This window comes from Streptomyces sp. enrichment culture (assembly GCF_964273255.1).
Taxonomy (GTDB): Bacteria; Actinomycetota; Actinomycetes; order Streptomycetales; family Streptomycetaceae; genus Streptomyces.
On record NZ_OZ186835.1, the window covers coordinates 6,501,507 to 6,528,001 of the forward strand.

General features: G+C 74.7%; 29 protein-coding genes. 16 read left to right on the plus strand and 13 right to left on the minus strand.

The annotated features are described in order from the left end of the window. Positions 1 to 38 precede the first annotated feature (38 nt). Together ACSU53_RS28425 and ACSU53_RS28430 are read left to right on the plus strand one after the other, a co-directional pair. Positions 39 to 476, plus strand: coding sequence for a VOC family protein (locus ACSU53_RS28425; RefSeq protein ID WP_437032325.1), 438 nt, complete (start codon positions 39 to 41; stop codon positions 474 to 476). Beyond that, positions 473 to 1,549 (plus strand): adenosine deaminase, encoded by a 1,077-nt coding sequence (locus ACSU53_RS28430; protein ID WP_437032327.1) that lies wholly within the window; start codon positions 473 to 475, stop codon positions 1,547 to 1,549. Before ACSU53_RS28425 ends, ACSU53_RS28430 begins: the two co-directional genes overlap by 4 nt. On the opposite strand, the gene ACSU53_RS28435 is transcribed toward ACSU53_RS28430, so the two are convergent. Next, positions 1,531 to 2,046 (minus strand): mycothiol transferase, encoded by a 516-nt coding sequence (locus ACSU53_RS28435; protein ID WP_437032329.1) that lies wholly within the window; start codon positions 2,044 to 2,046, stop codon positions 1,531 to 1,533. The two genes, ACSU53_RS28430 and ACSU53_RS28435, sit on opposite strands and share 19 nt — an antisense overlap. Positions 2,047 to 2,137: 91 nt before the next feature. Next, a complete protein-coding gene (locus ACSU53_RS28440) occupies positions 2,138 to 3,037 on the minus strand; it encodes a LysR family transcriptional regulator (RefSeq protein WP_437032331.1) in 900 nt (299 codons plus the stop codon). 129 nt (positions 3,038 to 3,166) lie between these two features. Between ACSU53_RS28440 and mgrA the strand changes: the two genes are divergently transcribed. The 5 genes from mgrA to ACSU53_RS28465 all read left to right on the plus strand — a co-directional run bounded on the left by mgrA (position 3,167) and on the right by ACSU53_RS28465 (position 9,326). Beyond that, on the plus strand, positions 3,167 to 4,159 hold the full coding sequence (mgrA, locus tag ACSU53_RS28445; protein ID WP_437032333.1) for an L-glyceraldehyde 3-phosphate reductase: 993 nt from the start codon (positions 3,167 to 3,169) through the stop codon (positions 4,157 to 4,159). A 326-nt stretch (positions 4,160 to 4,485) separates the two neighbouring features. Then, a complete protein-coding gene (locus tag ACSU53_RS28450) occupies positions 4,486 to 4,896 on the plus strand; it encodes a hypothetical protein (RefSeq protein ID WP_437032335.1) in 411 nt (136 codons plus the stop codon). Positions 4,897 to 4,964: 68 nt separating this feature from the next. Beyond that, positions 4,965 to 7,295 (plus strand): FHA domain-containing protein, encoded by a 2,331-nt coding sequence (locus ACSU53_RS28455; RefSeq protein WP_437032337.1) that lies wholly within the window; start codon positions 4,965 to 4,967, stop codon positions 7,293 to 7,295. Between the two features lie 8 nt (positions 7,296 to 7,303). After that, a complete protein-coding gene (locus ACSU53_RS28460) occupies positions 7,304 to 8,353 on the plus strand; it encodes a hypothetical protein (RefSeq protein ID WP_437032339.1) in 1,050 nt (349 codons plus the stop codon). Continuing rightward, positions 8,343 to 9,326, plus strand: a complete 984-nt coding sequence (locus ACSU53_RS28465; RefSeq protein ID WP_437032341.1) for a serine/threonine-protein kinase — start codon at positions 8,343 to 8,345, stop codon at positions 9,324 to 9,326. Before ACSU53_RS28460 ends, ACSU53_RS28465 begins: the two co-directional genes overlap by 11 nt. A 64-nt stretch (positions 9,327 to 9,390) precedes the next feature. On the opposite strand, the gene ACSU53_RS28470 is transcribed toward ACSU53_RS28465, so the two are convergent. Further along, the gene (locus tag ACSU53_RS28470; RefSeq protein WP_437032342.1) at positions 9,391 to 10,677 is read right to left on the minus strand and encodes a streptophobe family protein; all 1,287 of its coding nucleotides are present in this window, start codon (positions 10,675 to 10,677) and stop codon (positions 9,391 to 9,393) included. A gap of 183 nt (positions 10,678 to 10,860) precedes the next feature. On the opposite strand from ACSU53_RS28470, the gene ACSU53_RS28475 reads away from it, so the two are divergent. Beyond that, on the plus strand, positions 10,861 to 12,030 hold the full coding sequence (locus ACSU53_RS28475; protein ID WP_437032344.1) for a DUF6777 domain-containing protein: 1,170 nt from the start codon (positions 10,861 to 10,863) through the stop codon (positions 12,028 to 12,030). A 110-nt stretch (positions 12,031 to 12,140) separates the two neighbouring features. On the opposite strand, the gene ACSU53_RS28480 is transcribed toward ACSU53_RS28475, so the two are convergent. Both ACSU53_RS28480 and ACSU53_RS28485 read right to left on the minus strand, forming a co-directional pair. Beyond that, positions 12,141 to 12,599, minus strand: a complete 459-nt coding sequence (locus ACSU53_RS28480; protein ID WP_437033460.1) for a PRC-barrel domain-containing protein — start codon at positions 12,597 to 12,599, stop codon at positions 12,141 to 12,143. Beyond that, entirely contained in the window at positions 12,599 to 13,183 is a 585-nt protein-coding gene (locus ACSU53_RS28485) for a PRC-barrel domain-containing protein (RefSeq protein WP_437032346.1), read from the minus strand. Before ACSU53_RS28485 ends, ACSU53_RS28480 begins: the two co-directional genes overlap by 1 nt. A 176-nt stretch (positions 13,184 to 13,359) precedes the next feature. On the opposite strand from ACSU53_RS28485, the gene ACSU53_RS28490 reads away from it, so the two are divergent. After that, entirely contained in the window at positions 13,360 to 13,815 is a 456-nt protein-coding gene (locus ACSU53_RS28490) for an ATP-binding protein (RefSeq protein ID WP_437032348.1), read from the plus strand. Positions 13,816 to 14,065: 250 nt separating this feature from the next. On the opposite strand, the gene ACSU53_RS28495 is transcribed toward ACSU53_RS28490, so the two are convergent. After that, positions 14,066 to 14,953 (minus strand): RNA polymerase sigma factor SigF, encoded by an 888-nt coding sequence (locus ACSU53_RS28495; RefSeq protein WP_437032350.1) that lies wholly within the window; start codon positions 14,951 to 14,953, stop codon positions 14,066 to 14,068. A gap of 283 nt (positions 14,954 to 15,236) precedes the next feature. On the opposite strand from ACSU53_RS28495, the gene ACSU53_RS28500 reads away from it, so the two are divergent. Continuing rightward, the gene (locus ACSU53_RS28500; protein ID WP_437032352.1) at positions 15,237 to 15,671 is read left to right on the plus strand and encodes a helix-turn-helix domain-containing protein; all 435 of its coding nucleotides are present in this window, start codon (positions 15,237 to 15,239) and stop codon (positions 15,669 to 15,671) included. A gap of 72 nt (positions 15,672 to 15,743) precedes the next feature. Here the strand turns inward: ACSU53_RS28500 and ACSU53_RS28505 are convergent, their stop codons facing one another. Both ACSU53_RS28505 and ACSU53_RS28510 read right to left on the minus strand, forming a co-directional pair. Continuing rightward, entirely contained in the window at positions 15,744 to 16,346 is a 603-nt protein-coding gene (locus ACSU53_RS28505; protein ID WP_437032354.1) for a ClpP family protease, read from the minus strand. Continuing rightward, entirely contained in the window at positions 16,346 to 17,002 is a 657-nt protein-coding gene (locus ACSU53_RS28510) for an ATP-dependent Clp protease proteolytic subunit (protein WP_437032356.1), read from the minus strand. Before ACSU53_RS28510 ends, ACSU53_RS28505 begins: the two co-directional genes overlap by 1 nt. A 302-nt stretch (positions 17,003 to 17,304) precedes the next feature. On the opposite strand from ACSU53_RS28510, the gene ACSU53_RS28515 reads away from it, so the two are divergent. Then, positions 17,305 to 17,787, plus strand: a complete 483-nt coding sequence (locus ACSU53_RS28515) for a VOC family protein (RefSeq protein ID WP_437032358.1) — start codon at positions 17,305 to 17,307, stop codon at positions 17,785 to 17,787. Between the two features lie 319 nt (positions 17,788 to 18,106). Here the strand turns inward: ACSU53_RS28515 and ACSU53_RS28520 are convergent, their stop codons facing one another. Then, positions 18,107 to 19,063 (minus strand): SGNH/GDSL hydrolase family protein, encoded by a 957-nt coding sequence (locus ACSU53_RS28520; protein WP_437032360.1) that lies wholly within the window; start codon positions 19,061 to 19,063, stop codon positions 18,107 to 18,109. Positions 19,064 to 19,376: 313 nt separating this feature from the next. On the opposite strand from ACSU53_RS28520, the gene ACSU53_RS28525 reads away from it, so the two are divergent. After that, entirely contained in the window at positions 19,377 to 20,171 is a 795-nt protein-coding gene (locus ACSU53_RS28525; RefSeq protein ID WP_437032362.1) for a VOC family protein, read from the plus strand. A 55-nt stretch (positions 20,172 to 20,226) separates the two neighbouring features. Further along, on the plus strand, positions 20,227 to 20,946 hold the full coding sequence (locus ACSU53_RS28530) for a ribonuclease H family protein (RefSeq protein ID WP_437032363.1): 720 nt from the start codon (positions 20,227 to 20,229) through the stop codon (positions 20,944 to 20,946). On the opposite strand, the gene melC2 is transcribed toward ACSU53_RS28530, so the two are convergent. After that, a complete protein-coding gene (melC2, locus tag ACSU53_RS28535; RefSeq protein ID WP_437032364.1) occupies positions 20,934 to 21,755 on the minus strand; it encodes a tyrosinase MelC2 in 822 nt (273 codons plus the stop codon). The genes ACSU53_RS28530 and melC2 overlap by 13 nt on opposite strands. A gap of 35 nt (positions 21,756 to 21,790) precedes the next feature. Then, the gene (gene melC1, locus ACSU53_RS28540; RefSeq protein ID WP_437032366.1) at positions 21,791 to 22,246 is read right to left on the minus strand and encodes an apotyrosinase chaperone MelC1; all 456 of its coding nucleotides are present in this window, start codon (positions 22,244 to 22,246) and stop codon (positions 21,791 to 21,793) included. A gap of 399 nt (positions 22,247 to 22,645) precedes the next feature. Here melC1 and ACSU53_RS28545 point away from each other — a divergent pair, with 399 nt between their 5' ends. Next, complete coding sequence (locus ACSU53_RS28545; RefSeq protein WP_437033461.1) at positions 22,646 to 23,872, plus strand: FAD-dependent monooxygenase; 1,227 nt, start codon at positions 22,646 to 22,648, stop codon at positions 23,870 to 23,872. A gap of 13 nt (positions 23,873 to 23,885) precedes the next feature. Next, a complete protein-coding gene (locus ACSU53_RS28550; protein WP_437032368.1) occupies positions 23,886 to 24,869 on the plus strand; it encodes an aldo/keto reductase in 984 nt (327 codons plus the stop codon). Positions 24,870 to 24,912: 43 nt separating this feature from the next. On the opposite strand, the gene ACSU53_RS28555 is transcribed toward ACSU53_RS28550, so the two are convergent. Further along, positions 24,913 to 25,257: a hypothetical protein gene (locus ACSU53_RS28555; RefSeq protein ID WP_437032370.1), complete on the minus strand. Its 345-nt coding sequence runs from the start codon at positions 25,255 to 25,257 to the stop codon at positions 24,913 to 24,915. Positions 25,258 to 25,409: 152 nt separating this feature from the next. Here ACSU53_RS28555 and ACSU53_RS28560 point away from each other — a divergent pair, with 152 nt between their 5' ends. Further along, a complete protein-coding gene (locus ACSU53_RS28560) occupies positions 25,410 to 25,955 on the plus strand; it encodes a DUF6328 family protein (RefSeq protein WP_437032372.1) in 546 nt (181 codons plus the stop codon). A 79-nt stretch (positions 25,956 to 26,034) separates the two neighbouring features. Here ACSU53_RS28560 and ACSU53_RS28565 read toward each other — a convergent pair whose 3' ends face one another. After that, entirely contained in the window at positions 26,035 to 26,460 is a 426-nt protein-coding gene (locus ACSU53_RS28565) for an SsgA family sporulation/cell division regulator (protein WP_437032373.1), read from the minus strand. Positions 26,461 to 26,495 lie beyond the last annotated feature (35 nt).

Genomic DNA, 26,495 nt, shown 5'->3' on the forward strand with positions numbered 1-26,495 from the left:
TATAACCTCTCCGGTCAATCCCACCCGGAAAGGTGTCGATGAGACGCATCGCCCTGGTCACCCTCGTCGTCGACGCGTACGACGAGGCGATCCGCTTCTTCACCGAGGCCCTCGGCTTCCGGCTCGCCGAGGACACGCCCCGGCCCGACGGCTCCCGCTGGGTCGTCGTCGAGCCGGACGACGGCCGCACCGGCACCGGACTGCTGCTCGCCCGCGCGAAGGGCGAGCGGCAGCACGCCCGGATCGGTGACCAGACCGGCGGCCGGGTCGGCTTCTTCCTGCACACCGACGACTTCGCCCGCGACCACGCCCGCATGGCGGCCGCCGGCGTGACCTTCCTGGAGGAGCCGCGCCACGAGCCGTACGGCACGGTCGCCGTCTTCCAGGACCCCTACGGCAACCGCTGGGACCTGCTCCAGCCCGCCGCCCGACCCACCCCGCACCCCACCGACCGCCGAGGAACACCCCGCACATGAGCGCGCCCCTGACCACCGACACCCTCCGCCGGCTCCCCAAGGCCGTGCTGCACGACCACCTCGACGGCGCCCTGCGCCCCGCCACCCTGGTGGAGCTCGCGGACGCCGTCGGCCACACCCTGCCCGTCACGGACCCCGACGGGCTCGCCGCCTGGTACGTGGAGGCCGCGAACTCCGGCGACCTGGTCCGCTACATAGCCACCTTCGAGCACACCCTGGCCGTGATGCAGTACCGCGAGGGCCTGCTGCGCACCGCTGAGGAGTACGTCCTCGACCTCGCCGCCGACGGAGTCGTCTACGGCGAGGTCCGCTACGCCCCCGAGCTGATGACCCGGGGCGGCCTGACCCTGCCCGAGGTCGTCGAGGCCGTGCAGGAGGGGCTCGCGGCCGGCATGGCCAGGGCGGCCGCCGCCGGCACCCCGGTGCGCGTGGGCACGCTGCTGTGCGGCATGCGGATGTTCGACCGGACCCGCGAGATCGCCGACCTGGTGGTGGCGTACCGGGACGCCGGTGTCGTCGGCTTCGACATCGCCGGCGCCGAGGACGGTTTCCCGCCCGCCGACCACCTCGCGGCCTTCGAGCACCTGCGCCGCGAGAACGTGCCCTTCACCATCCACGCCGGTGAGGCCCACGGCCTGCCCAGCATCCACCAGGCACTCCAGGTGTGCGGCGCCCAGCGCATCGGCCACGGCGTGCGGATCACCGACGACATCCCCGACCTGGCGGCGGGCAAGCTGGGCCGCCTCGCGGGCTGGGTCCGCGACCGGCGCGTCGCCCTGGAGATGTGCCCCACCTCCAACCTCCAGACCGGCGCCGCCACCTCCATCGCCGCGCACCCGATCACCGCGCTGAAGGACCTCGGCTTCCGCGTCACCCTCAACACCGACAACCGTCTGGTGTCCGGCACGACGATGACCCGGGAGATGTCCCTGCTGGTCGAGGAGGCCGGCTGGACCGCCGAGGACCTGCGCACCGTGACGGTCAACGCCCTCAAGAGCGCCTTCCTCCCGTACGACGAGCGCAACGCCCTCATCCGCGACGTGGTGCTGCCCGGCTACGCCTCCGTCGCCTGAAGCAGCCCGCGCGCGTAGGCGGCCTGTCCGACGTGCTGGAGGTCGTCGGACAGGACGCTCACGAGACGGACGCCCAGGGTGACCGGCGGATCCCACCGCTCGTCGACGATCCGCTCCAGGTCCTTGGCGGTCAGGGAACGCAGCGCCGCCAGGGTCTGGGCGTGCACCGCGTCGTGGTATCCGGTCAGCAGGCCGGGGGAGTCGACCCGCACCTTCGCGACCTTCGCCGGGGTGTGGCCGTAGCCGGTGTCGTGACGGGGCAGGCCCAGCCCGAAGCGCTCCTCCCAGCCCTGGGACAGCCAGACCTGGTCCAGCCCGAAGGCGTCGGCGACGTGGTCGTCCTGGACCCGGGTGAGGTGCCAGACGAGCCAGGCGGGGGAGTTGGCGCCGGGCGCGGGCCGGGCGTCGAGCCCGTCGGGACCGAGGTCCGCGATCGCGGCGTGGACCTCTTCCCGGACCCGGCCGAAGCCGTCGATGAGGATGTCCTTGGCATGCATGGGTCCACCCTGGCGCATCCCGGGCCCGGCCGCGGCCCGGACCGTCCCGCGCCACCCGGCCCGCGTCGCACCGGGCGGCGTCCCCGCCGGCTCAGCCGTCGCCGTGGTCGCCGTGGTGGTCGTCCAGCAGGGACATCAGGGCCCGCGCGGCCGGGCTGGTGGCCCGCGGGGACGGCATCAGCGCGACCGTCTCGTAGACGGCCTCGTCCGCCCCCTTGAGGGGCAGCGCGGCCAGGCCCGCGCGCTTGTGCCGGAAGTGCCGGGGGACGACGGCCACGCCCAGGTCCTGGTCGACGAGGTCCAGCAGGCTGTGCACGTCGTTCACCTCCAGCGCCACCGTGCGGCGCACGCCCGCCGCGGCGAACGCCGCGTCCGTGGCCCGGCGCGGCCCCCAGTCGGGGTGGAAGTCCACGAAGACCTCCCCGGCCAGGTCGTCCGGCGTCACCGGCGCCCCCGCCCGGGCGAGCCGGTGCCCCGGATGACACAGCACCGTCACCGGTTCGCTGGTCAGCGGGACGGACCGCAGGTGGTCGGCGTCCCCCGCCGTCCGGTAGGCGAAGGCCAGGTCGAGCCGCCCCGCCGCGACCTCCTCGGCCAGCGCGGCCGAGCCCCACTGGCGCAGCCTGATCTCCACGTCGGGGTGGAGCCGCCGGAAGGCCGCGAGCAGCTGCGCGACGTGCACCCCGGCGATGCACTGCTCGGTGCCCACCGCGAGCGTCCCGCGCAGGACGCCCTGCACGGCGGCCACCGCCTCGTGTGCCGCCCGCACCTGCGCGAGGATCCGCTGGGCCTCCGCCAGCAGCGCCCGCCCCGCCTCGGTGAGCGTCACCCGGCGCGTCGTCCGCACGAACAGCGACGCCTGCAGTTCCCGCTCCAGCGCGCGGATGGACGCCGACAGACCCGACTGGGAGACCATCAGCCGTTCCGCCGCCCGGGTGAAGTGCTGGTCCTCGGCGACGGCGACGAAATGCTGGAGGTGGCGCAGTTCCATGATTGAGAAGCCTAACCGCACAATCCCATCGGATTCTTCTGTTGGACTGCTGTGCGCGGGCCGGGACAGAGTGGACGCACGGTTCCACCGAACCGCCCCGACCCGTGTGCCCACCCCTCTGGAGTCGCGTTGTACACCCCGCACCCCGACCGTTACGCGGACATGCCCTACCGGCGCACCGGACGCAGCGGTCTGAAGCTGCCCGCGCTCTCGCTCGGCCTCTGGCACAACTTCGGCCCCGACCGCCCGGCCCGCACCCAGCGCGCCATCCTGCGCCGCGCCTTCGACCTCGGCGTCACCCACTTCGACCTCGCCAACAACTACGGCCCGCCGCCCGGCGCGGCCGAGTCCGCCCTCGGCGAGGCGCTGAGGCAGGATTTCGCGCCGTACCGCGACGAACTGGTGATCTCGACGAAGGCCGGCTACCTGATGTGGCCCGGCCCGTACGGCGAATGGGGTTCCCGGAAGTACCTGCTGTCGTCGCTGGACCGGAGCCTGGAGCGCATGGGCCTCGACCACGTCGACATCTTCTACTCCCACCGCTTCGACCCGGACACGCCGCTCGAGGAGACGATGGGCGCCCTGCACTCGGCGGTCCAGCAGGGCAAGGCCCTCTACGTCGGGGTGTCCAACTACTCGGCGGAGCAGACCCGGGAGGCCGCCCGCATCCTCGGCGAGCTGGGCACGCCGCTGCTGATCCACCAGCCCCGCTACTCCATGCTGGACCGCCGCCCGGAGAGCGAGGGCCTGCTGGACGCGCTCGACGGCCTGGGGGTCGGGTCCATCGCCTACTCGCCGCTCGACCAGGGGCTGCTGACCGACCGTTACCTGGACGGCATCCCCGAGGACTCGCGGGCCGCCGGCGACAGCCCGTTCCTGAAGACGGACGCCCTCACCGAGGACCTGGTGGAACGGCTGCGCACGCTCAACGGGATCGCCCGGTCCCGGGGGCAGAGCCTGGCGCAGATGGCGCTGGCCTGGGTGCTGCGCGGCGGGCGCGTGACCTCCGCACTGGTGGGGGCGAGCAGCCCGGGCCAGCTGGAGGACAGCGTCGCGGCCACCCGCAACCTCTCCTTCGACGCGGAGGAACTCGAACGGATCGACGCCGTCGTCCAGCAGTGACCGCCCCGCCCGGACCCCCGGCCCGGGCGGACGAGGGGGCCGGGCCGCGGGCCCGGCCCTCCGCCGTTCCGGGCCGCACCCCTCCCGGCCTGCTCCCGGCCGCCGTTCCGGGCCGCGCCGCCCCCGCTCGCGCCGTCCTCCGCCGCGTCGCAGGGCCGGGCGAATATGCCAGGAGACTGGCCGGAAACACATGGTGACAGTGTTTCAGTCGTGAACATACTCAGAGAGAGCGCTTCACACCGCGCGACGGCGCCCTCACGCACAGCAGGCACGCCGGGCGTCCAGCACTCAGCGGCACACGCGAGCCACGCAGCGGGGGAGACACCGTGCACGACGAATTCCTGTGCCACGTCACGGCGTACGGCGTCTGCGACGGACGCCGCATCGGGGTCCCGCTGGGCACCTACCGGGCGCCCACCCTCGCGCTCGCCCTGTGGTGGCTGCGCGACCGGGCCTCCTGGATCGCCGAACGCCTCGACCCCCGGCCGGAGGCCGAGCACTTACCGCCGGGCGCGCTCGTCCCCGTCCCGGACGGCGTGCCCGACGTACCCGCCACCCTGCGCGCCTGGTGCGGCGACGTCGCCCGGCAGCAGGAGATGGCCGAGGCGCTGGCCGCCGGCCGGATGGTCCGCGTCGCCACCGGCGACGACACCACCGAGTACGAGCTGCTGGCGGAATCCGTGGACACCCTGCGCATGCAGCGCACCGCCCCGGTGCTGAGCATTCCCGTCGGCTGACCGGCGCCCCGGACGGGGCGGCCGTGCCACGCCGGGCACCCGAACGGACCAATCGGTAGAATCCAGGCATGGCGGAGCGATCGGCAGCGCCCGAGCTCGTCCTGGAGACCGACACCGGCTCCACCCGGATGACTCCGGTCCGCGACTACCACGTCGGACGCGACCCGTTGTGCGACATCGTCATCGACGACGCCCGGGTCTCCTGGCACCACGCGGTGCTCCGCCCCACGGACGGCCACTGGACCCTCCAGGACGAGCACAGCACCAACGGCACCTACGCCGACGGGCAGCGCGTCGCCGCCCGGGACGTCGGCCCCGGCAGCGTCATCCGCTTCGGCAGCCCCGACACGGGCCCCCGCGCCGTGCTCACCGACCCCGCGCCGCCCGCCCCGGAACGCCTCTCGGCCGTCTCCCACCCGGCGCTCACCGGCACCTACCGCCGGCCCACCGAGGTCCGGCCGCTGCCCGCCCGCACCCTCCGCATCGGCCGCGCCGCCGACAACGACCTCGTCCTCGACGACCTCGTGGTCTCCCGCAGCCACGCCGAACTGCGGGCCCTGCCCGACGGCACCTACGAGATCGCCGACCTCGGCAGCCACAACGGCACCTACCTCAACGGCGCGCCCGTCACCCGCGCCCCCGTCGGCCCCGGCGACATCGTCGGCATCGGCCACGCCGCGTTCTGCCTGGTCGGCGACGAACTCCAGGAGTACGTGGACACCGGCGAGGTCTCCCTGGACGTCCAGGACCTCACCGTCGCCGTCGACCGGGGACGCAAGGTCCTGCTCGACAACGTCTCCTTCCCGGTGGGGGAGAAGTGCCTGCTCGCCGTGGTCGGCCCCAGCGGCGCCGGCAAGTCCACCCTGCTCAACGCCCTCACGGGGCAGCGCCCCGCCGACCACGGCACGGTCCTCTACGACGGCCGCGACCTGTACCGCGACTACGCCGAGCTGCGCCAGCGCATCGGCCTGGTCCCGCAGGACGACATCCTGCACGCCCAGCTCACCGTCCGCCGCGCCCTGTCCTACGCCGCCGAGCTCCGCTTCCCCCAGGACACCGCCAAGGCCGAACGCCGGGCCCGGGTCGACGAGGTCATCCGCGAACTGGGCCTGGAGCAGCGGGCCGGCCAGCCCGTGCACAGCCTCTCCGGCGGACAGCGCAAACGGGTCAGCGTGGCCCTGGAACTGCTGACCAAGCCGTCCCTGCTGTTCCTCGACGAACCGACCTCCGGCCTCGACCCCGGCATGGACCGCTCCGTGATGCACATGCTGCGCGGCCTGGCCGACGACGGCCGCACCGTCATCGTCGTCACCCACAGCGTGCTGAGCCTCGACGTCTGCGACCGTCTCCTGGTCCTCGCCCCCGGCGGCCGCATCGCCTACTACGGGCCGCCCGACGACGCCCTGGCGTTCTTCGGCTTCGAGCAGTGGCCCGAGGCCTTCGAGGCGTTCGAACACGACCGGGACCGCGACTGGGCCGGCGACTACCGGACCTCGCCCTTCCACGGCCGTTACATCGCCGACGCCACCGACCAGCCGCACCGGCCCCGGTCCGGCCCGGTCGTCATCGCCCCGCCGCCCCGGCCGCGCAGCCGTACCGCCCAGCTGGGCACCCTGGTCCGCCGCTACGCGGCCGCGCTGAGCGCCGACCGCACCTTCCTGGCGATCATGATCGCGCTGCCGTTCGTCATGGGCGCCATGGCCCGCGCCCTCGCCGGCGGCGCCCTGACCCGGGAGACCGTCTCCAACACCCTGCTGATCCTGTGCGTCGGCGCGGTGCTCACCGGCGCCGCCAACGCCGTACGGGAACTGGTCAAGGAGCGCGCCATCCACCGCCGCGAGCGGGCCGTCGGCCTGTCCAGATCGGCCTACCTGCTCTCCAAGATCGTCGTGCTCGGCACCGTCACCGTGCTCCAGGCCGTGGTGCTGACCCTGGTCGCCCTCCTCGGCGTCGACCTCAACGCGCCCGGCGGTCACGGCGTCCTCATGCCGCCCCTGGTGGAGATCACCGTGGCGGTGGCGCTGCTCGCCTTCACCGCCATGACCCTCGGCCTCCTCGTCTCCGCGCTGGTGCGCAAGGAGGAGGTGACGATGCCGCTGCTGGTGCTGCTGGCCATCGTCCAGGTGGTGTTCTGCGGCGCCCTGCTGAAGCTCGACGGCGTGCCGGGCCTGGAACAGCTGTCGTGGCTGGTGCCCTCGCGCTGGGCGCTCGGCGCGATGGCCGGCACCGTCGACCTGGCCAGGATGTCGCCCGGGGACCTGACCTCGGACCCGATCATGCGGCACTCGGCGGGCATGTGGCTGCTCGACATCGGGATGCTCGTGGTGCTGTCGGCGCTGTTCGCGTTCGCCGTGTCCCGGCTGCTGCGCCGTCACGAACCCGTCGTGATGCGGAGGTAGACCCCCCGATGACCACGCCCGCGTTCCGGCCCACCCACGTCGTCCCCCGGCACGGCCTGCCCGCCTGGGAGGCCCCGGACCCGTCCCGGCCCACCGCCGGCCTGGACCCGCTGCTGCCGGTGCGGCTCACCGAGTCGCGCGGCGACTGGGGGCACGTCCTGTGCTCCAACGGCTGGTCGGCCTGGGTCGACGGCCGCCGCCTGGTCGCCGTGCCCGAGGACCCGCCCGCCTCCGACGCCCCGCCGGCCCGCACCGCCGACCCCCGGCCCCTGCTGACCCGCGTCCAGGAGACCCTGGCCCGCTACCTGGTCGCCGCCGAGAATTTGGCGGAGGGCGGCCTCGACGGCGAGGCCTTCCGGCAGCGTACCCGCGGGCTGCGCGTCGGCATCGTCGTCGACGGGGAGTCCGCCTGGCTCTACGACTCCGCCCACGGCCGCTGGCTGTACACCGACGGCGCCCACCTGCAGCCCTACGCCGCCGACGAGCCCCCGCGGGAGGCCCCGGAGCCCGCGCCCCCGGCCGCCGCCGCGGAACCCGCGCCCCGCCCGCGGACCCCGGCGCACCCGCCGACGCGGGTGGTGCCCGAGGCGGGGGAGGACGGTGGCCCGGCGGCGCCGGAGGAGCCCGGCCCTGCCGCCGGCGCACGGTCGTACACGCCGACCCGGGTCGTGCCGGACGAAGCCGTCCCCCGGGAGGCACCGTCCGGGCAGACACCCGCCCCCGGAGCCGGGACACCGCCCGGCACGGGCGGCGACCGGACCGGGGCGCCCGCCGGACCGCGGGCGCCGGACGCCGTCCCGACCCGCGTGGTGTCCGGACCGCCGGACGTCTCCCGGCGCCGCGAGCCCGGACCCGCCGGCGCGGGCCCCGACGCCGGCGCACCGGCCGCCCAGCCGTCCGACGGCCGGGCCGGCGCCCCGGAGCGGCCCGCGGACGGGCCCGACGGGCCGGCCGGCCATCCGCCCACGCGCGTGGTGTCCGGGAGCGGCCCGCCGCCCGGACACAAGGAGCCGACCCGGGTCGTGAACCCGGGCGCGGGGACGTCCGATGAGCCGTGACACCAGCCTCTTCGCCGGACGGCCCGCCGACCTGACCGGACAGCAGGTCGCCGGGTACCGGATCGAGGAGGAGATCGGGCGGGGCGGCATGGCCGTCGTCTACCGGGGCCGGGACCTGCGCCTGGACCGCACCGTCGCCCTGAAGCTGCTCGCCCCGGAACTCGCCCGCAACGACACCTTCCGCCGCCGCTTCACCCACGAGTCCCGCACCGCCGCCGCGATCGACCACCCGCACATCGTGCCGGTGTTCGAGGCGGGGGAGACGGACGGCATCCTCTACATCGCCATGCGCTACGTGGAGGGCAGCGACCTGCGCCACCTCCTGGACCGCGAGGGCCCGCTGCCCCTGCCGACCGCCCTGCGCATCGCCACCCAGGTGGCGTCCGCGCTCGACGCCGCCCACGACCACGCACTGGTGCACCGGGACGTGAAGCCGGGCAACATCCTCGTCGCGCGCGGCACGGACAGCGACCACCCCGAGCACGTCTACCTCACCGACTTCGGCCTCACCAAGAAGTCGCTGTCGCTGACCGGCTTCACCACCGTCGGCCAGTTCGTCGGCACCCTCGACTACGTCGCCCCCGAACAGATCTCCGGCCGCCCGGTCGACGCCCGCTGCGACGTCTACGGCTTCGCCTGCGTCGTCCACGAGACACTCACCGGGCACCCGCCCTTCCGCCGCGACGACGACATGGCGCTGCTGTGGGCGCACCAGTACGACGACCCGCCCCGCCTGACCGCCGGACGCCCCGGCCTCCCGGCGCAGACCGACGCCGTCCTCGCCAAGGCCCTCGCCAAGAGCCCCGACGACCGCTACGCCTCCTGCCTGGACTTCGTCGCCGCGCTGCGCACCGCCTCGACGGGCGGTGCCCGCCCCGCCACCCATGTGGCGGCCCGGGTGCCGCGGCCGGAGGAGGGCCCCCCGAAACGACCGCCCCGCTGGGCCCTCCCGGTGTTCGAGCCGCCTGCCTAGACCGGCCGGCGGGCGGATCCGGCCGCCGTGCCCCGGCAGGCGCCGCCCGGCCGCCGCGCCGTGCTCAGGGACCGTCCGGCGCCGGGTCCGGGGCCCTCCCGCTCCGCCTGCCGACCCGCCGGGCCAGAAGGGCCCCGAGGAAGCCGGTGACCAGACCCCACAGCAGGCCCAGCCCCACGGCGCCCCACACCCGCGGCTTCAGCAGCACCTGGCCCGACAGGCCCTCGCCCAGGTCGCCGATGCCCAGGACGGACAGCCCGAGGCGGGCCGAGATCCGTCCCAGCAGGCAGACCATCAGCACGGTGAGGGCGAGCGCCACCGCCAGGTGAACGGCGTGCTGCCAGGCCCGGATGCGGGACGGCGACAGGACCGCCATCAGGAACGCGGTGGTCAGCAGCAGCACCGCGGCGACGACCGGCAGCCACCACACCCGGCCGTCGTGCTCGGCGAGCGTGCCGAGATTGAGCGCGGAGATGTCCGGTGTGCGCAGCACCTCGTCCAGGACCCGCGGCATCGGCAGCCCGAACGGGCCGTTCACCCTGCCGTCCCAGGTGGCCCCGAGCCCGATGGTCAGCGCGAGCCAGGCGACGTTCGGCAGCCCGAGCAGGATCACCGCAAAGGTCTCGGCGGGGCGGCCGCGGACGGCGGCGACGACGAGGGCGATCAGCAGGGCGACGACCACGTAGGCCAGCAGCAGCTGGACCATGGCGTGCGCGGCGGGCCGCACCGACGTCTGCAGGCGCAGCAGCCCGCCCGGCAGGGGCGCGCCGCGCGACACCAGCAGGGCCAGCACCAGCACCCCCGCCAGCCAGACCAGACCGATCAGCACGGTCGGCAGCACGTCGGTGGTGAAACCGACCTCCGGCCGGACGCCGAAGAGGTCGCCGAGGTCACCGAGCGTGCCTTCCCCGAGGGAGATCTCGAACGTGTGCCGGGCCCCGAACGCCAGGCCGAGCAGGGCGAGCAGCCACAGGGCGGCGATCCGCGCGGCCCAGCCCGCCAGTTCGGGCGCCTCCGCGACCGCCCGGTGCCGCAGCGGACGCAGGAAGCCCAGACCGACGACCAGGGCCCCGGTCAGGGTGACGGAGAGCGGCATGACCGTCAGTCCGCCCTCGGTGCCGGCCAGCCCGCCGGCGTCACCGGAGAGCTTCACCGTGCCGCCGACGGCCGTGACCACGGTCGCCGCGACCACGGAGGGGAAGGCGCCGTCCGGCAGGTCCGCGGCCCCGGCCGCCCAGAGGCCGAGCGCCGCGACCACGCCCATCGCGAGCAGCCCGGCGAGCACCGTCGAAAGGGCCTGGACCCACCCGTGCCGGGCCACCGCCGGGGCGGAGAGGGGGTGTGAAGTCACCCGGTCACGCTAAGCAGACCCGGCCCGCGGCGCCTGCCGGGAGGTCCGTCCGCGTCGGCTTGCGAGCGCCGCGCCCCCGGAGCACACAATGGAACGTAGGGCGCACAGCCGCACGCGTCGCCGCCCGGCCCTCCGGACGCGACAGGGCGGCTGCCGCGGACCACCGCGCGGGAAGAAGAGCTCGTGAGCGTCGAACCCCCGTCCTCGGACCGGCCCACCGGACCCCCCTCCGGGCCGCTGTCCGGTCCCTCCCAGCCCCCTTCGGGGCCGCCCTCCCCGCCGCCCCCGGGCGGAGGCGGCTCCTCCGCCGGCCCGCCCGGACCGGGACGGCGGCCGTGGTGGCGCTCGGTACCCGGCATCGCCGCGGTCGCGGCGGCGGTGGCCGCCGCGGTGATCCTCGCCGTGGTGTTCACCCGCCCCGACGGCGGCAGCACCCAGGCGGGCGGGGGAGAGGTGTTCCTCCAGGCCGCCGACTCCGAGGGCCCCGACCCGTTCACCGAGTCCACCGCCAAGGACGACTCCGCCCCGACGGCCACCCCGTCCGTCGCCCCCACCGGATCCGCCGGCGCGAACGAGGTGCGCACCGTCGACGGCGCCGCCCCCGGCCTGTACGGCGGCACCCGGGACGCCGCCGCCTGCGACGTGGAACAGCAGATCCGGTACCTGCGGGAGGTGCCCGCCAAGAACGAGGCGTTCGCGGCGGTCGCCGACGTCGCCCCGTCCGACGTCCCCGGCTACCTGCGCTCCCTCACGCCGCTGCAGCTGCGCATGGACACCCGGGTCACCAACCACGGATACCGCGACGGAGCCGCCACCCGGTTCCAGGCGGTGCTGCAGGCCGGCACGGCGGTCCTGGTGGACGACCGGGGCGTGCCCCGGGTCCGCTGCGCCTGCGGCAACCCGCTGACCGAGCCCGTCGCCCAGTCCTCGCCCCGCCTCACCGGCACGCCGTGGCCCGGGTTCGACGAGGCGAACACGGTCGTGGTGGAACCCTCCGACCGGCCGGTGAAGAAGTTCGTCGTACGCGACGCGGACGGCGGCTGGTTCGAACGGAACCCCGGCGACACGGGCGGCAAGGACCGCCCGACCGAGCCGCCGGACCACCGGAGCCCGTCGGCCACGCCGAGCACCCCCAGTACGCCGCCCACCGACGGGTCCACCACGCCGGACGGCCTCACCACTCCGGCCGACCCGCCGACGACCGGCACGGAACCGGCACCGGACACCGGCGACACCACGCCGACCGGCGAGCCCCCGGCGTCCGAGTCGTCGGCTCCGCCTCCGCCTCCGCCCGTCTCCGACACGCCGGAGTCCGCCGGCACCGTGAGCGCGCCACCGGACGTCTCGTCCTAGGTGTGCTGTCCCGGCACGTTGGTGACACGCGGGCTGGGTGCTTGAACGGGCCGGGGCGCCGCGCCCGCCCGGGACGGCAGGGGGCCCGGGACGGCAGGGGCCCCGCTGTCTCAGAGGCCGGGCGCCCGGGAGGCGTTGCGCCGCCCGGCCGGGGCGGCCCGGACGACCAACGCGTGATCGCCGAGCCCCCGCAGACGCTGCGGGGGCAGCACGCCGGACGTCGTCAGCACCGCCTCAAGGCGCCCGGTGGCGGGATCGAACGCCACGTCCAGCACCGTGCCGCGGTCCTCGCCCGCGTCGGTGAGCACCGGCCGGCCGATCAGCTCGTGGTGTTCCGGCACCGGCACGGGGCCGCCCGGCACCCGCACCCGGACCGCCTCCGGGCCGACGGCCTCGACGGCGCTCCACGGCAGCACGCTCCCGCCGCGCAGCCGCCCGCGCCGCACCCTCAGGTGCGTGACCTCACCCGAGGACACGTCGACGGTCAGCGCGCCGACCGTGCCGAGCCGTTTCCCTCCCCGCGCCCCCGCCGATACGACGGGCAGCCCGCGCAACCGCGAGTACGGCATCACGACGGCACACCCCCCGCCCGCTCGTGACGGGCACCCGCCCGGGACACGAACCCCGTCAGGTCGTCGGCGACGTAGGCGGTCGCGTGGTCCGGGACGACGAGGGTCCGTCCCGTGACGGACAGCGCCTCGGCCCGCGGCAGGTAGGCGCGGTGACGGTGGTGCCGGGAGCCGCGCACCAGTTCACGCCGTGCGGCGAGGCGGAACGCGGCCACCCGGCCGCTGGTGCCGCCCTCGACCAGCACGTCGAGCACGGTGCCGACCGGCTCGCCCTCCTCGGTCACCACCCGGGCCCCCAGCAGCCGCCCGCGCGAGGCGTCCCCCCGCACGGCCGACAGCGGCAGGCCGAGCAGCGCCCGCTCGTCGCGGACCATGACGGCGTCGGGACCGAGGCAGTGCACGGCCGGCCACGGCAGGCTCTGCCGCAGGGGGCCGGACAGCAGGCCCCGGCCGGTGACGGAGAATCCGGTGACGCGTCCGGCCGCGGCGTCCAGGAGGGTGTCCTTGACGTGGGCGACGGCGTCGCCCCCCAGGGTCACCACGGGTAGCATCGTCAGGCTCCGCACCGCCATCAGCTCGTTCATGGCACCTCCTCCCGCCGCCGGCACCGCCGGTGGACCGGGTCCGCCGCCGGGGTACCGGCAGCCGGGTTCCCCGGTGTGCTCGGGCATACACCGGCCGGGAGGAGTGCCGCGTCCGACTCGGGGTACGCGGACTGGTGCAGAGCGTCCGGCCAGCCCGGCTTTTCAGAGAGACACGCATGACCGACCACCTGGACGGGGCAGTGATACCGACTGGTTTCGACGTGCCCGTGGAGCCGCTGCGGCGGGCCGCACACTTCACCGGCGAGCCCGGATGCATCGCCGAGGCGCGTGCCTTCGCCTCACTGTTCCTCGAGCAGCTGCGGACCGACTGGTGCGCTACCATCGACGAGCGTGCGGACGGAGCCGTCCTGCTGGTGGTCAGCGAGCTGGTCACCAACGCCGACCGGCACAGCAACGGCCCGTACATCCTGGAGCTGGAGGGCACCGACGCCTCGGTCGCCGTCACGGTCTACGACAGCAGCGTCACCCTGCCGAGGGTGTTCCCCCGGGACCCCGAGCGCGTCGGACGGCACGGTCTGGAGATCGTCCGCGCCCTGGTCGACACCGTCACGGTGGAACGTGTCCCGGTCGGCAAGTGCGTGCGCGCCGAACTGAAACTCGCCGCCGGCTGAGCCGTCGGCCGATCCGCCCCGGGCGTCCGTGGTCCGTCGACCGCCGGGCGTCCGCTCCGTTCACCACCCGGACTCACCAGCACGCCCGTGCGCCCGGTCCTCACGCCACCGCGGACACCGCCGACCCGGGTCACCGGAACGTCCCCACGTGTTCCTGTCACCGACACGGCTGCCGTCCCGGCCGTTCCGCGAGGTTGCGCGGACGGACGGGACGGCAGCCGTGTGTGAAGGCCCGGAGACGGGAGGGGGCTCAGGCGCAGCCCAGCTCGCCGAGCATGCCCTCGCGGAGGCGGGTGATGATCCGCTTGATCAGGCGGGAGACGTGCATCTGCGAGCAGCCCAGCCGCTCACCGATCTCCGCCTGCGTGGCCTCCTCCACGAACCGCATGTGGATGATCTGCCGGTCGCGTTCGCTCAGCTCCGCCATCAGCGGGGCGAGCGCGTGGAAGTCCTCGACGAGCTGGAGCCCCTCCTCCTCCACGCCGATGAAGTCGGCCAGCACCGCCTCCCCCTGCTCCGGGCCGTCACCGGTGAGGGCGGCGTCCAGGGAGGAGGAGTTGTAGCCGTTGGCGGCGATCTGGCCCTCGATCACCTGGTCCTCGGTGATGTTCATCAGGGTGGCGAGCTCGGCGACCGTCGGCTCGCGGTCCAGCCGGCTGGCCAGCTCCTCGCGGGCCTTCGCCAGCTCCACCCGCAGTTCCTGCAGCCGGCGCGGCACGTGCACGGCCCAGGTGGTGTCCCGGAAGAAACGCTTGATCTCACCGACGATGTACGGCAGCGCGAAGGAGGTGAACTCGACCTCGCGCGAGAGCTCGAACCGGTCGATCGCCTTGATGAGGCCGATCATGCCGGTCTGGACGATGTCCTCCATGTCGTCGCCGCGGCCGCGGAAGCGGCCGGCGGCGAACCGCACGAGCGACATGTTCATCTCGATGAGGGTGTTGCGGGCGTACTGGTATTCGTGGGTGCCCTCTTCGAGCTCCGTCAGACGGCGGAAGAACTGCCGGGACAGCGCCCGGGCGTCGCGCGGCGCGACCGCCCGCGGATCCGTCCCCCCGAGCAGGTCTCCGTCACCCGTACTGGCCTCGGTGTTCTCTTCGACGACCTGCGCCTGCGACCGGATCACGGCGGTCTCCATTACCTCTCCCCACGAGCGTCACGGCGGACATGTGCTGGGCTGCCTCGCCCTCAGGACGAGCGGGTACCCCGCTTGTCCCCACCCATGCACACCGAGTTCCGGACATCTGGCAACGGGTGCCCACCACGGGGAAAGGCACTCCGTCGTTCGATGGTACGGGTGCTCCGGCCGGACGGCAGCCGTGGGGCGGAACCTCGTGTTCCGGCCGGCTGCGGGCCCCGGCTTCACTGAGGGCGGAACGCCGCTCCCTTCCGCCGGGCGCCGGGATTCCTAGGCTGGGAGGGTGACGAACCAAGCGCCCCACGACGCCCGGGTCATCCCCCTGCGACCGGCTCCCGGCCGCCCCGCGCCCGTACCGCGGGAACCCCTGTGGCGGGACCTCGTCGGAGACGTGCTGCGCCGGGAACGCCTGGCCCAGGAACGGACCCTGAAGGACGTCGCCGACGCGGCCCGCATCTCCATGCCGTACCTGTCGGAGGTGGAACGGGGCCGCAAGGAGGCCTCCTCGGAGGTCCTCGCCGCCGCGGCCCGGGCCCTCGGCCTGGGGCTGGCCGACCTGCTGGCCCGCGTCCACCACGACCTCGCGAGCAGCACCGTCCGCCGGGCCGGCGGGCAGCCCGTCCCGGGGGCGGCCCCCGCCCCGGGCGCCGCTCCGGCCCCGGGCGCCGCTCCCGCCCCGGCCCGTGCGCCGCAGGGCGGACTGTGCCTGGCCGCGTGATCCGCCGCCCGCCCGCGTGATCCGCCGCGCGCCCGCCGGCGCCACCGCCCCGTGGCGCCGGCGGGCGGCGGGTCAGACGCCGACGACGCGGCGGCCGAGCACCTCGTCGGCGAGGCCGTAGGCGACGGCCTCCCGGGCGGTGAACACCTTGTCGCGGTCCATGTCGGCCCGCAGCGTCGCCACGTCGTGGCCGGTGTGGCGGGACAGCACCTCCTCCACCTGCGAGCGGATCCGCACCATCTCCTGGGCCCGCAGCGCCAGGTCGGAGACCGTGCCCCGCTGTCCGCCCGTGGCCGGCTGGCCCAGCAGCACCCGTGCGTGCTCCAGCACGAACCGCCGCCCCGGGTCGCCGCCGGCCAGCAGCACGGCCGCCGTGGAGGCCGCCTGCCCCACGCAGAACGTGGAGATCGGAGCCCGGACGAACGTCATCGCGTCGTAGATCGCCATCAGCGAGGTGAAGGAGCCGCCCGGGGAGTTGAGGTAGAGCGCGATCTCGCTCTCCGGCGCCTCGGCCTCCAGGTGCAGCAGCTGCGCGATGACGACGTTGGCCACGCCGTCGTCGATCTCGGTGCCCAGGAAGACGATCCGTTCCGACAGCAGCCGGCTGAACACGTCGTAGGAGCGCTCGCCGCGCGCGGTGCGCTCGACGACGTTCGGGATCGTGTAGGTGCCCATCAGCGCAGTCCCATCCTCGGACGGCCGGCGGCCGGGCGGATGTCGGCGAGCGACTCCACCACCCGGTCGACCATGCCGTACTCCCGGGCCTCCTCGGCCGTGAACCAGCGGTCGCGGTCGCCGTCCCGCGAGATCTCCTGCTCCGTCCGGCCGGTGTGCTCGGCGGTGATCCGCTCGATGGTCCGCTTGGTGAACTCCAGGTTCTCCGCCTGGATCTCGATGTCGGCGGTGGTCCCGCCGATGCCCGCCGACGGCTGGTGCATCATGATCCGCGCGTTCGGCAGGGCGTGGCGCTTGCCCGCCGCGCCGACACTCAGCAGGAACTGGCCCATGCTGGCGGCGAAGCCCATGGCGAGCGTCGACACGTCGTTGGGGATCAGCCGCATGGTGTCGTAGATCGCCAGCCCGGCGTGCACCGAGCCGCCGGGGCTGTTGATGCACAGGGCGATGTCGGAGTGCGCGTCCTCCGCGGAGAGGATCAGCAGCTGGGCGCAGACGCGGTTGGCGGAGACCTCGTCGACCTGCGTGCCCAGCAGCACGATGCGCTGCGCGAGCAGACGGTCGGCGAGCTGGTCGTCGAACCGGGTCGGCGGGGTGCCCGCGTCCTCGGCACGCGGTGACGGGTCCGGCCACGGGCCGGTGGTGAAGGGGGACATGGCGCTCCCGGTGGTCGTCGGCACGCGGCCGGTGCGACCGCGTGCCTCCACTGTCGACCGGCGGGCGCCCGCCGGGGCCCCGGCTCTGCCCCCGGCAGATTCGCCACGGGCAGAGCGCGCCCGGAGAGGCGGCCGGACGTAACCGCGGGCCGGGCCGCGGGACCGGCCGCCGGGGCCGCGGCCCGTCCCGTGGCCGGGCCGGTCAGGCGGGCCCGGGCCCGGCCGGACGGCGCGGCACCGATGAGTTCCGGGTCCCGGTCCGGTCCCTACTCCCGACACGGTCCCACTCCCTGGAGGTACTCATGACCACCGACGGATTCACCACCTGCCTGTGGTTCGACGGGCGCGCCGAGGAGGCCGCGCACTTCTACGTCTCCGTCTTCAAGAACTCCCACCTCGGCCGGGTCACCCGCTACACCGAGGCCGGCCCGGGGCCGGAGGGAAGCGTCCTCACCGTGGAGTTCACCGCCAACGGCCAGAAGTTCGTCGCGCTCAACGGCGGTCCGGAGTTCAGCTTCACGGAGGCGATCTCCTTCCAGATCGGCTGCGAGGACCAGGCGGAGATCGACCTCTACTGGGACAAACTGCTGGAGGGCGGCGGCAGTCACGGCCCGTGCGGCTGGCTGAAGGACCGGTTCGGGGTGTCCTGGCAGGTGTCCCCCACCCGTCTGGACGAGATGATCGCCGACCCGGACCCGGCCCGCGCCGACCGCGCCATGAAGGCGATGCTCGGTATGCACAAGCTCGACCTCGCGGCCCTGGAGAAGGCGTACGCGGGCGAGTGAGCGCCGGAACGGGCGGGGGAGGCGGGCCGGGACACCCCCGCGCGGGGTGACGAGCCGCGCGCGCGGACGCTCAGGGCGCGCCCGGGCCGGCCCGCACGTCCGGAGCCGGGACGGTGGATGCGGGACGCCGGGCCTCCGGTTCCGTCGGAGGGACGGGTGCGGCGCGGCGGGTGGCGCCGCCCGCCGTCCTCCGCGCGGTGTCCGGCGTGTCGCCCACCGCCGGGCGCCCCGTGCCCACCGCCCCGTGCGCCGCGCTCGCCGTCCAGCGTCCTTCCGGTCCGACGCCCGGCGTCCCGCGTCCACCGGCCCGGCGCACCGGTCAGCCCGAGGCGCGGACGTGCTCACCGACCGCCCGCGTGATCTCCCGGGCGATGCGCAGGATCCCGGGGGAGGGCACCGGACACGGCTTCGGCTTCGACGTGGTGGGCGCCAGGCAGAAGTGCAGGTGGTCGTCGTCCCGGTGCAGCGCGGTCCGGTCGCGCCCGGGCTGGGTGCAGTAGCCGTCGTGGGCGCGTTCGTGGGCGGTGCACGGCAGGTACTGCGACCAGGTGTACCGTCCGCCCTCCGAGCTGACCGCCCGGCCCGCGTCGGCGACCAGGTCACCGGAGGCGGCGGCCCGCTCCCGGTAGAGCGCGTTCACCCGGCGGACCCGGTCGGGTGTCATGGGGTCGGGTCCCTGGAGCACCCACACGATCCGGGGCCCGCCGGCCCGGCCCGCAGCGTGGATCTGCTCGGTGAGCCGCCGGGCGTCGGCCGCGTACCGCCGGAAGTAGGCGTCCCGCGCGGTGGCGTGGGAGATGCCCTTCATGCATGGCGTGTAGTCCCAGGCGTTGCCCCAGAACTGCAGCACCACGTAGTCCGGCCGCACCGAGCGCACCAGGGCCGCGGCCTTGTCCGCGGGCGGCACCAGGGAGCGGCCGGGGGTCCCCTCCAGGTAGTCGCACAGGGTCGTGCCCGAGTACGGCGCGCTGGTGTAGCGGGCGCGCAGGCGGGAGCGCAGTTCGCGCCCGAGCACCCTCTGGTTCTCCATCGCGAGCGAGTCGCCCAGGTACAGCACCGTCGGCCGCCGGGCGGGCCGGGAGCCGGCCGCGGCGCGCGGGGTGCCGGGGGAGGAGGAGCGGGGGGACGCGGTGGCGGCGGGCCGCTGGTGCGTGGTCGCCGACGCCTCGGGTGCCGCGGACGGCGGGGGACCGGGCACCGGTTCCGACACCGGGTCCCCGCACGCGCCGAGCAGGGCGGCGCACAGCACCGCACCCACGATCCACGCCTTGCGCATAGGGCGGCCTCCCACCACGGCCCGCGGAATCGGCCCTCAGGCAAGCACAGAGCGGGCGGCGGCGGAAGACCTTCCCCCGACAACTCGCCGCGCCCGTACGACGACTCGATGCCGGCGGGGACGCCCGCCTCGTCCCCGCCCCTCCCGGGCGGGCCCGCGCAGGCCGCCCGCCCCGGAGCGCCGGGGCCTGCGCCAGGCTCCGTCCTCCGGCACCCCCGGCGCGCCGGTCGCCTTCGTCGCGCGCACCGGTGCGGCCCTCGCTAGCGTGGAGTACCGGACCGCCCGCCCGCCCGTTCGAGAGAGGGTCGCCGTCATGGCCGTACAACCCGAGGGAGCCCCCTGCTGGGCCGACGCGATGTTCAACGACATCGAGGGGGCCAAGAGCTTCTACGGATCGGTGCTCGGCTGGACCTTCGGCGAGACGTCGTCCGAGTACGGCAACTACACCCAGGCCTACGCGGACGGGAAGGCGGTGGCCGCCGTCGTGCCGCCGATGCCCGGGCAGGAGGGCACCTCTCAGTGGTGCCTGTACCTGGCGGCCGACGACGCCGCCGCCACCGCCGCGCGGATCAGGGAGCACGGCGGCGAGTTGCTGATGAACCCCATGCCGGTCGGCGACTTCGGCACCATGTGCCTGGCCCGGGACCCCAGCGGGGTGGTGTTCGGCGTCTGGCAGGCCGGTACGCACGAGGGCTTCCAGGCGATGGGCGTCCCCGGCGCCTACTGCTGGGCGGAGGTGTACACCCGCGATCCGGACGCGGCCGACGCGTTCTTCCCGGGCGTCTTCTCCTACCGGCAGAAGGAGATGGCGGACGAGATGGACTTCCGGATCTACGACCTGGGCGAGGAGAGCGTGCTGGGCCGGATGCGGATGACCGAGGACTTCCCGCCCGAGGTGCCGCCGTACATCAACGTGTACTTCACCGTGCCGGACTGCGACGCGGCCGTGGCCCGGGCCGCCGAGCTGGGCGGCATCCTGCGGTTCGGGCCGATGAGCACGCCGTTCGGCCGGCTGGCCGCGATCAGCGACCCGCAGGGCGCCCATTTCTCCGTGATCGATCTCACCACCACCGAGGGCGACGTGCCGGACACCACGGACGTGGACTGAGCGACGTCTGCGGGGCGGGTGCCCGGCCCGTGCGGACGGGCCGGGCACCCGTGGCATGATCGGAGCCATGGGTGAACGAGTGGTGGCCGCGTGCGACGGCGCGTCGAAGGGGAACCCCGGACCCGCCGGCTGGGCCTGGGTGATCGCGGACGACACGGAGACCCCGGTGCGCTGGCAGGCCGGCGCGCTCGGCCGGGCCACCAACAACGTCGCCGAACTCACCGCCCTGGAACGGCTGCTGGACGCCGTGGACCCCACCGTGCCGCTCGAGGTCCGGATGGACTCGCAGTACGCCATGAAGGCCGTCACCACCTGGCTCCCCGGCTGGAAGCGCAACGGCTGGCGCACCGCGGCCGGCAAGCCGGTCGCCAACCAGGAACTCGTCGTGCGCATCGACGAGCTCCTGCGCGAGCGGTCCGTCGAGTTCCGCTACGTCCCCGCCCACCAGGTGGACGGGGACCGCCTCAACGACTTCGCGGACCGGGCGGCGAGCCAGGCCGCGACGGCACAGGAGGACGCGGGCAGCGAGCTGGGCTCGCCCGAGCCGCCGCCCGCCCCCGACGCCCCGGCCGCCGGTGCCGCGAAGCGGCGGCCGGGCAGGTCCGGGGCGGCCCGCCCGCGTGGCGGCTCCTCCGCGCGCACCCTGAAGGCGAAGTTCCCCGGACGCTGCCAGTGCGGCCGCTCCTACGCGGCCGGCGAGCCCATCGCCAGGAACGGCGGCGGCTGGGGCCACCCGGAGTGCCGGACGGCCGGGAGCGCCGGTCAGGCGTCGTAGGTGTAGTGCGGGGTGTGGTCCAGCAGGTCCGCGGGGCTGGTGTCGTGCCACGGCCCCATCGTCTCGTCGCGGTCCACGACGTCCGGTGTGCCGGAGGCCGGGAGGTAGCCGGCGCCGGGGTGCCGGCGCTGCCACTCGGTCCACAGCTTGTCGATGTACGCGTGGTGCAGCCAGAACACCGGGTCGTTGGGGGAGACGCCGGTGGCCATCTGCCCCCCGACCCACACGTGCACCCTGTTGTGCAGGTTGACGCCCCGCCAGCCCTCCAGATGGTTGCGGAAGCCGTCCGAGCCGCTGTTCCAGGGCGGCATGTCGTAGGTGGGGAGGGAGAGCACGGATTCCACGTCCGCCCGGGTCGGCAGCTGCCGGCCGCCCGCGCCGAGCGCCCGCCGCAGATACGTGCGCTCGTCCACCCGCACCGTGATGGGCCAGTTGCCGGTGGACGCGGCGAACGGGCCGTCCATCACCCGGCCGTCGCGGCTGCGCCCGCTGCCGCCGAGGAAGTCGGGGGCCCACAGGGAGGAGCGCACCGAGGAGTCGGTGCTCCAGTCCCAGTACGGCAGCGCCACCGAGGCGTCCACCGCTTGCAGCGCACGCTCGAACTCCAGCAGGAATCTTCGGTGCCAGGGCAGGAACGACGGTGACCGGTGCCCGGTGCGGGGGCCGTGGTCGGTGTCGGCGACGATGAAGCCGTTGTGCGTGGTGACGAAGGCGTCGTAGCGGCCGGAGCGCTTCAGCTCCAGCAGGGCGGCGACGAAGCGGCGCTTCTCCCCGGCGGTCAGCGACGCCTGGTTCTTGCGGACGGTCATGTGCGGTGGTGCTCCCAACGTGCGGACGGCACGGCTCAGTTGACGGGCGAGGCGGGCGAGGCTGGTGAGGCGGGCGAGGCCGGGGCGGTGGCCGCGGGGAAGGGCAGCAGCGGGGAGCCCTGCAACTCGTCCACCGCGGCACGGGCGGCGGCCCGGGGAGTGGGCACGGGGTCGTAGTGGCTGACCACGCTGATCCAGCTGCCGTCGGCGTTCTGCATCACGTGCAGCTCCACACCGTCGACGAACACGGCGACCGCGGGACCGCCGTGGTGGTGATGCCCGCCGCCGGAGGCGGGCCGGCCCTGTATGCGGCGTCCCCGGTACACCTCGTCGAAATGGTCGGCCGAACCAGAGGAGCCGTGAGAGCCGTGAGAGCTGTGAGGGCCGCGGCCGGCGGCGCGGGCGGCGGGGCCGAGTGCCGCGGCGCCGCCGGCGGTGGCGGTGAGGGCCGCGGCTGCGGTGAGCGCACGGCGACGGCTGAGTTCGGGCACGGGACCTCCAGGAGGGGCGGGGCGGGTAGGGACCCCGCATACCTACCGGGCCCGCCGGATTGCGGAGAAATCCGCCCGACCCGGTTGGCTGTGATCCGGGCATGTCGCCGCACGCGGTACAGGGTTGAACCAAGATGATCTTGCTCCACCGTGCCGTTCCATGGGGCGGAACGGGGAATTCCTTGAGCGGTCGGCGCACTTCGGCCCGGACTCCGGTGCGACGGCGGGGGATCCCGTGGTGTCCGTCACGCCGCGAGAATGGCGCGATCCGCAGGCCCGTGGATCGTCGCCGCCCGCCTGCTACCCTGCGTGATCGTCCGGCTCCTGTCCGTCATGCCGGGATCCCGGCAGCGGTCCGATGCCGACGGCGGACCGGAGTTCCCCCACAGTCGCCCGGAGGTGCGCGTGAAGGTCGTCTGCGTCGGCGGCGGGCCCGCCGGTCTGTATCTCTCCGTCCTGCTGAAACTCCAGGACCCGTCCCACGACATCACCGTCCACGAACGCAACCCGGAGGGCTCCACCTACGGGTGGGGCGTGACCTACTGGCAGGCCCTGCTGGACCTGCTGCGGGCCCACGACCCCGAGTCGGCGGACGCCCTGGAGGCCCACTCGGTGCACTGGCAGGAGGGCGTCGCCCGCGTCCGGGACCACGAGCGGGACCTCACCACCCGCCACCGCGGCGACCGGGGGTACGGCATCGGGCGCCACCGGCTGCTCGACCTGCTCGCCGACCGCGCCCGCTGTCTCGGCGTGCGCCTCGTCCCCGGCAGCGACGTCCCCGCCGGTCGGCTGCCCGAGGCGGACCTGGTGGTGGCCGCCGACGGCGTGCACAGCTCCCTGCGCGCCCGTCACGCCGACCACTTCGGCACCCGTGTCACCGCGGGGCCGCACCCCTACGTCTGGCTCGGCACCACCAAGGTCTTCGACGCCTTCACCCACGCCTTCGTGGAGACGGAACACGGCTGGATCTGGTGCTACGGCTACCCCTACGCCCCGGACCGCAGCACCTGCGTGATCGAGTGCGGCCCCGGCACCCTCGCCGGCCTCGGGCTCGACCGGGCGGGGGAGGCCGCGGGGCTCGCGCGGCTGGAGGAGCTCTTCGCCGACGTCCTCGACGGCCACCGGCTCACCGGCCGGCCCGGCCCCGGCGGCGCCGCCCGGTGGGAGACCTTCCGCACCGTGACCAACCGCACCTGGCACCGCGGCAACCTCGTCCTCCTCGGCGACGCCGCCCACACCACCCACTACTCGGTCGGCGCCGGCACCAGCCTCGCCCTGGAGGACGCCGTCGCCCTCGCCGGAGCCCTGCGCGAGAGCCCCGGCGTGCCCGCCGCCCTCGCGCGCTACGAACGCGAACGCCGGGCCGCCCTGCTGCCCGCGCAGAGCGCCGCCCGGCACAGCGCCCGCTGGTACGCGGACCTGCCGCGCTACATCCGCCTCCCCCCGGAGCAGATGTTCGCCCTGCTCGGCCAGCGGCACTCGCCCCTGCTGCCGTACGTGCCGCCGCAGCTGTACTACCGGCTGGACCGGGCGGCCGGGCGGGTGGACACGCTGCGGCGGTTCAAGCGCTGGGCCGGCCCGCGGCTCGCGCGCCGGGCACAGAGCCTGGCCGGCCGGGACGGATGACAGACTGTCGCCCATGGACGAGCGCACATTCGAACGGTCCGGTCAGCACGCCTCCGTGATCGGACTGGGCACCTGGCAACTCGGCGCCGACTGGGGCGACGTGGACGACAAGCAGGCCCTCGCGGTGCTGGAGGCCGCCGCCGAGGCGGGGGTGACCTTCTTCGACACCGCCGACGTGTACGGCGACGGCCGCAGTGAGCAGACCATCGCGTCCTTCGTGAGCGGCCGCCCCGACCTGCACGTGATGATCGCCACCAAGATGGGCCGGCGGGTGGAACAGATCCCCGAGCACTACGTGCTGGACAACTTCCGCGCCTGGACCGACCGCTCCCGCCGCAACCTCGGCGTCGACCGGCTGGATCTCGTGCAGCTGCACTGCCCGCCGACCGCCGTCTACTCCCGCGACGAGGTCTTCGACGCCCTCGACACCCTGGTCGAGGAGGAGCGCGTCGCCGCCTACGGCGTCAGCGTGGAGACCTGCGCGGAGGCCCTGGCGGCGATCGCGCGGCCGAACGTGGCGAGCGTGCAGATCATCCTCAACCCGTTCCGGATGAAGCCGCTGCGCGAGGTGCTTCCGGCGGCCCGGGAGGCCGGCGTCGGCATCATCGCCCGTGTCCCGCTGGCCTCCGGCCTGCTGTCCGGGAAGTACACCAAGGACACGGTCTTCCCGGACAACGACCACCGCACGTTCAACCGGCACGGCGAGTCCTTCGACCAGGGCGAGACCTTCTCCGGCGTCGACTACGCCACCGGGGTCGAGGCCGCCGCCGAGTTCTCCGCCCTCGCCCCCGAGGGGTACACCCCCGCCCAGCTGGCGCTGCGTTGGATCGCCGGCCTGCCGGGCGTCACCACCGTGATCCCCGGCGCCCGCTCGCCCGAGCAGGCCCGCGCCAACGCGGCCGCCGCGCGCCTGCCGGAACTGCCGCGGGAGACCCTCGCGGCGATCGACGAGCTCTACGCCCGGCGGATCCGGGACCACGTGGAGTCCCGCTGGTAGCACGGCCGCCCACGGCCCGCCGACGGGACGGCGCGCACGGCACTCACGGCTCCAGGAGCAACTGCCTCTCCTGCTCCTGGTCGCCGGCCGCCGTCCCGTCGTCGCGGACCCTGAACGCCGCCCCGAGGGCGTCCCCCGCCCGGCGCACCGCGTCCGGCGTGCCCTGCACCGTCACGGCCACGGGCGCCGTCAGCTCGGCCGCGTCGGCGGCCGACGCTCCGGTGTCCGCCGGGCCCTGAGCGCCGAAGGTCGCGGTCCGCACGGTGGCGTGCTCGTCGGAGGGCAGGCCGTCCGACGCGCCGAAGGTCCCCTCCAGGGTCCGGACGACCGCGCGGGCGTCGTCGATGCCGCCGCCGCTCAGCGTCACGGTGAGCTGGGTGTCCGACATGTCGTTCACAACCTCCCGGCCTCGGTGTCGTAGCGGTCCGTGTAACCGGGCGCCCGGCGGCCAAACCGGTGGCGCGCCGAGCGGGCAAGCGCACCGGGACGGGGAACCCGGTGGGAGAGTGGCAGCGGGGGCCGAGCAGACCGGGAGGCGGCGTGTCCGACGCGGAGCAGGGCGGGCCGGTGCGTGCGGGGCGGGACGGGCCGGCGCGCGCCGGAGGGGACGGGCCGCTGCGCAGGGGGCGCAACGAGACCGAGGACGAGAGAGCGGACCGGATGTGGCAGGAGCTCATCCAGGAGGTCCGCGTCGCCCAGATGGGCGTGCAGATCCTCTTCGGCTTCCTGCTCACCGTGGTCTTCACCCCGAAGTACGACGACCTGTCCGACACCGACCAGACCATCTACCTCGTCACCGTCGTCCTCGGGGCCTGTGCCACCGGTGCGCTCATCGCCCCGGTCTCCCTGCACCGCCTCGTCTCCGGGCGGCGGATCAAGGCCCAGGCGGTGCGGCTGGCCTCCCGGCTGACCCTGCTGGGACTGTTGCTGCTGCTCGCCACCACCAGCGCGTCCCTGCTGCTGATCCTGCGGGTGGCGACCCAGGACGGCTTCGTCCCGTACCTGGTCGCCGGAGTCGTCTTCTGGTACCTGCTGTGCTGGTTCGGGCTGCCCCTGTACGCCCGCTACCGGCACACGAGCCGCTGAGGCGCCCGGCACCGCCCCCCGGCCCGCCGGCCGCGCGCCGGACGACCGGGCGCCGGACGGCCACGCCCGGGCCGGCGGGTCAGCGTCCGGCGAGGACGTCCGCCAGGAAGTCGTCGATGCCGACGTCCTCGCTGCCCGGCGCGACCAGGCGCCGGGTCTCGTCGAGGAACTCACCGACCGTCTCCGCCCACGCGAACACCACCGCGTGGTGCCGGCCCCCGTCCGGGCGGGGCTCGCCCAGGAACTCCATCCGCAGCTCCCGGCCGGCCCCCCGCACCTCCGGCGACAGGCGCACGTCCCCGATGCCCACCGGTCCGCGCAGGCCGTCCGCGACCATCTCGCGGTCGAGCTGCCAGCGGGCCAGCACCCGGCCGTCGTGGCTGAAGACCGCGGTGACGGCGAACGGGTCGGCGGGGTCGTAGCTGAGGTGGGCGAGCACGGGGAAGCGCTCCGAACCCCCCGCCTGGAGCTCCACCACCACGGTCTTGTGCACGAACGGGTTCACGAAAGGGCCTCCGGGACGCGTAGGACGTAGAGCCC

What these genes read in the sequence shown, in the direction of transcription:
- ACSU53_RS28425 (WP_437032325.1), top strand. Translation starts at nt 39, where the DNA reads ATGAGACGCATCGCCCTGGTCACCCTCGTCGTCGACGCGTACGACGAG.
- ACSU53_RS28430 (WP_437032327.1), top strand. Translation starts at nt 473, where the DNA reads ATGAGCGCGCCCCTGACCACCGACACCCTCCGCCGGCTCCCCAAGGCC.
- ACSU53_RS28435 (WP_437032329.1), bottom strand. Translation starts at nt 2,046, where the DNA reads ATGCATGCCAAGGACATCCTCATCGACGGCTTCGGCCGGGTCCGGGAA.
- ACSU53_RS28440 (WP_437032331.1), bottom strand. Translation starts at nt 3,037, where the DNA reads ATGGAACTGCGCCACCTCCAGCATTTCGTCGCCGTCGCCGAGGACCAG.
- ACSU53_RS28455 (WP_437032337.1), top strand. Translation starts at nt 4,965, where the DNA reads ATGGCGGAGCGATCGGCAGCGCCCGAGCTCGTCCTGGAGACCGACACC.
- ACSU53_RS28460 (WP_437032339.1), top strand. Translation starts at nt 7,304, where the DNA reads ATGACCACGCCCGCGTTCCGGCCCACCCACGTCGTCCCCCGGCACGGC.
- ACSU53_RS28465 (WP_437032341.1), top strand. Translation starts at nt 8,343, where the DNA reads ATGAGCCGTGACACCAGCCTCTTCGCCGGACGGCCCGCCGACCTGACC.
- ACSU53_RS28480 (WP_437033460.1), bottom strand. Translation starts at nt 12,599, where the DNA reads ATGCCGTACTCGCGGTTGCGCGGGCTGCCCGTCGTATCGGCGGGGGCG.
- ACSU53_RS28485 (WP_437032346.1), bottom strand. Translation starts at nt 13,183, where the DNA reads ATGAACGAGCTGATGGCGGTGCGGAGCCTGACGATGCTACCCGTGGTG.
- ACSU53_RS28490 (WP_437032348.1), top strand. Translation starts at nt 13,360, where the DNA reads ATGACCGACCACCTGGACGGGGCAGTGATACCGACTGGTTTCGACGTG.
- ACSU53_RS28495 (WP_437032350.1), bottom strand. Translation starts at nt 14,953, where the DNA reads ATGGAGACCGCCGTGATCCGGTCGCAGGCGCAGGTCGTCGAAGAGAAC.
- ACSU53_RS28505 (WP_437032354.1), bottom strand. Translation starts at nt 16,346, where the DNA reads ATGGGCACCTACACGATCCCGAACGTCGTCGAGCGCACCGCGCGCGGC.
- ACSU53_RS28510 (WP_437032356.1), bottom strand. Translation starts at nt 17,002, where the DNA reads ATGTCCCCCTTCACCACCGGCCCGTGGCCGGACCCGTCACCGCGTGCC.
- ACSU53_RS28515 (WP_437032358.1), top strand. Translation starts at nt 17,305, where the DNA reads ATGACCACCGACGGATTCACCACCTGCCTGTGGTTCGACGGGCGCGCC.
- ACSU53_RS28520 (WP_437032360.1), bottom strand. Translation starts at nt 19,063, where the DNA reads ATGCGCAAGGCGTGGATCGTGGGTGCGGTGCTGTGCGCCGCCCTGCTC.
- ACSU53_RS28525 (WP_437032362.1), top strand. Translation starts at nt 19,377, where the DNA reads ATGGCCGTACAACCCGAGGGAGCCCCCTGCTGGGCCGACGCGATGTTC.
- ACSU53_RS28530 (WP_437032363.1), top strand. Translation starts at nt 20,227, where the DNA reads ATGATCGGAGCCATGGGTGAACGAGTGGTGGCCGCGTGCGACGGCGCG.
- melC2 (WP_437032364.1), bottom strand. Translation starts at nt 21,755, where the DNA reads ATGACCGTCCGCAAGAACCAGGCGTCGCTGACCGCCGGGGAGAAGCGC.
- ACSU53_RS28550 (WP_437032368.1), top strand. Translation starts at nt 23,886, where the DNA reads ATGGACGAGCGCACATTCGAACGGTCCGGTCAGCACGCCTCCGTGATC.
- ACSU53_RS28555 (WP_437032370.1), bottom strand. Translation starts at nt 25,257, where the DNA reads ATGTCGGACACCCAGCTCACCGTGACGCTGAGCGGCGGCGGCATCGAC.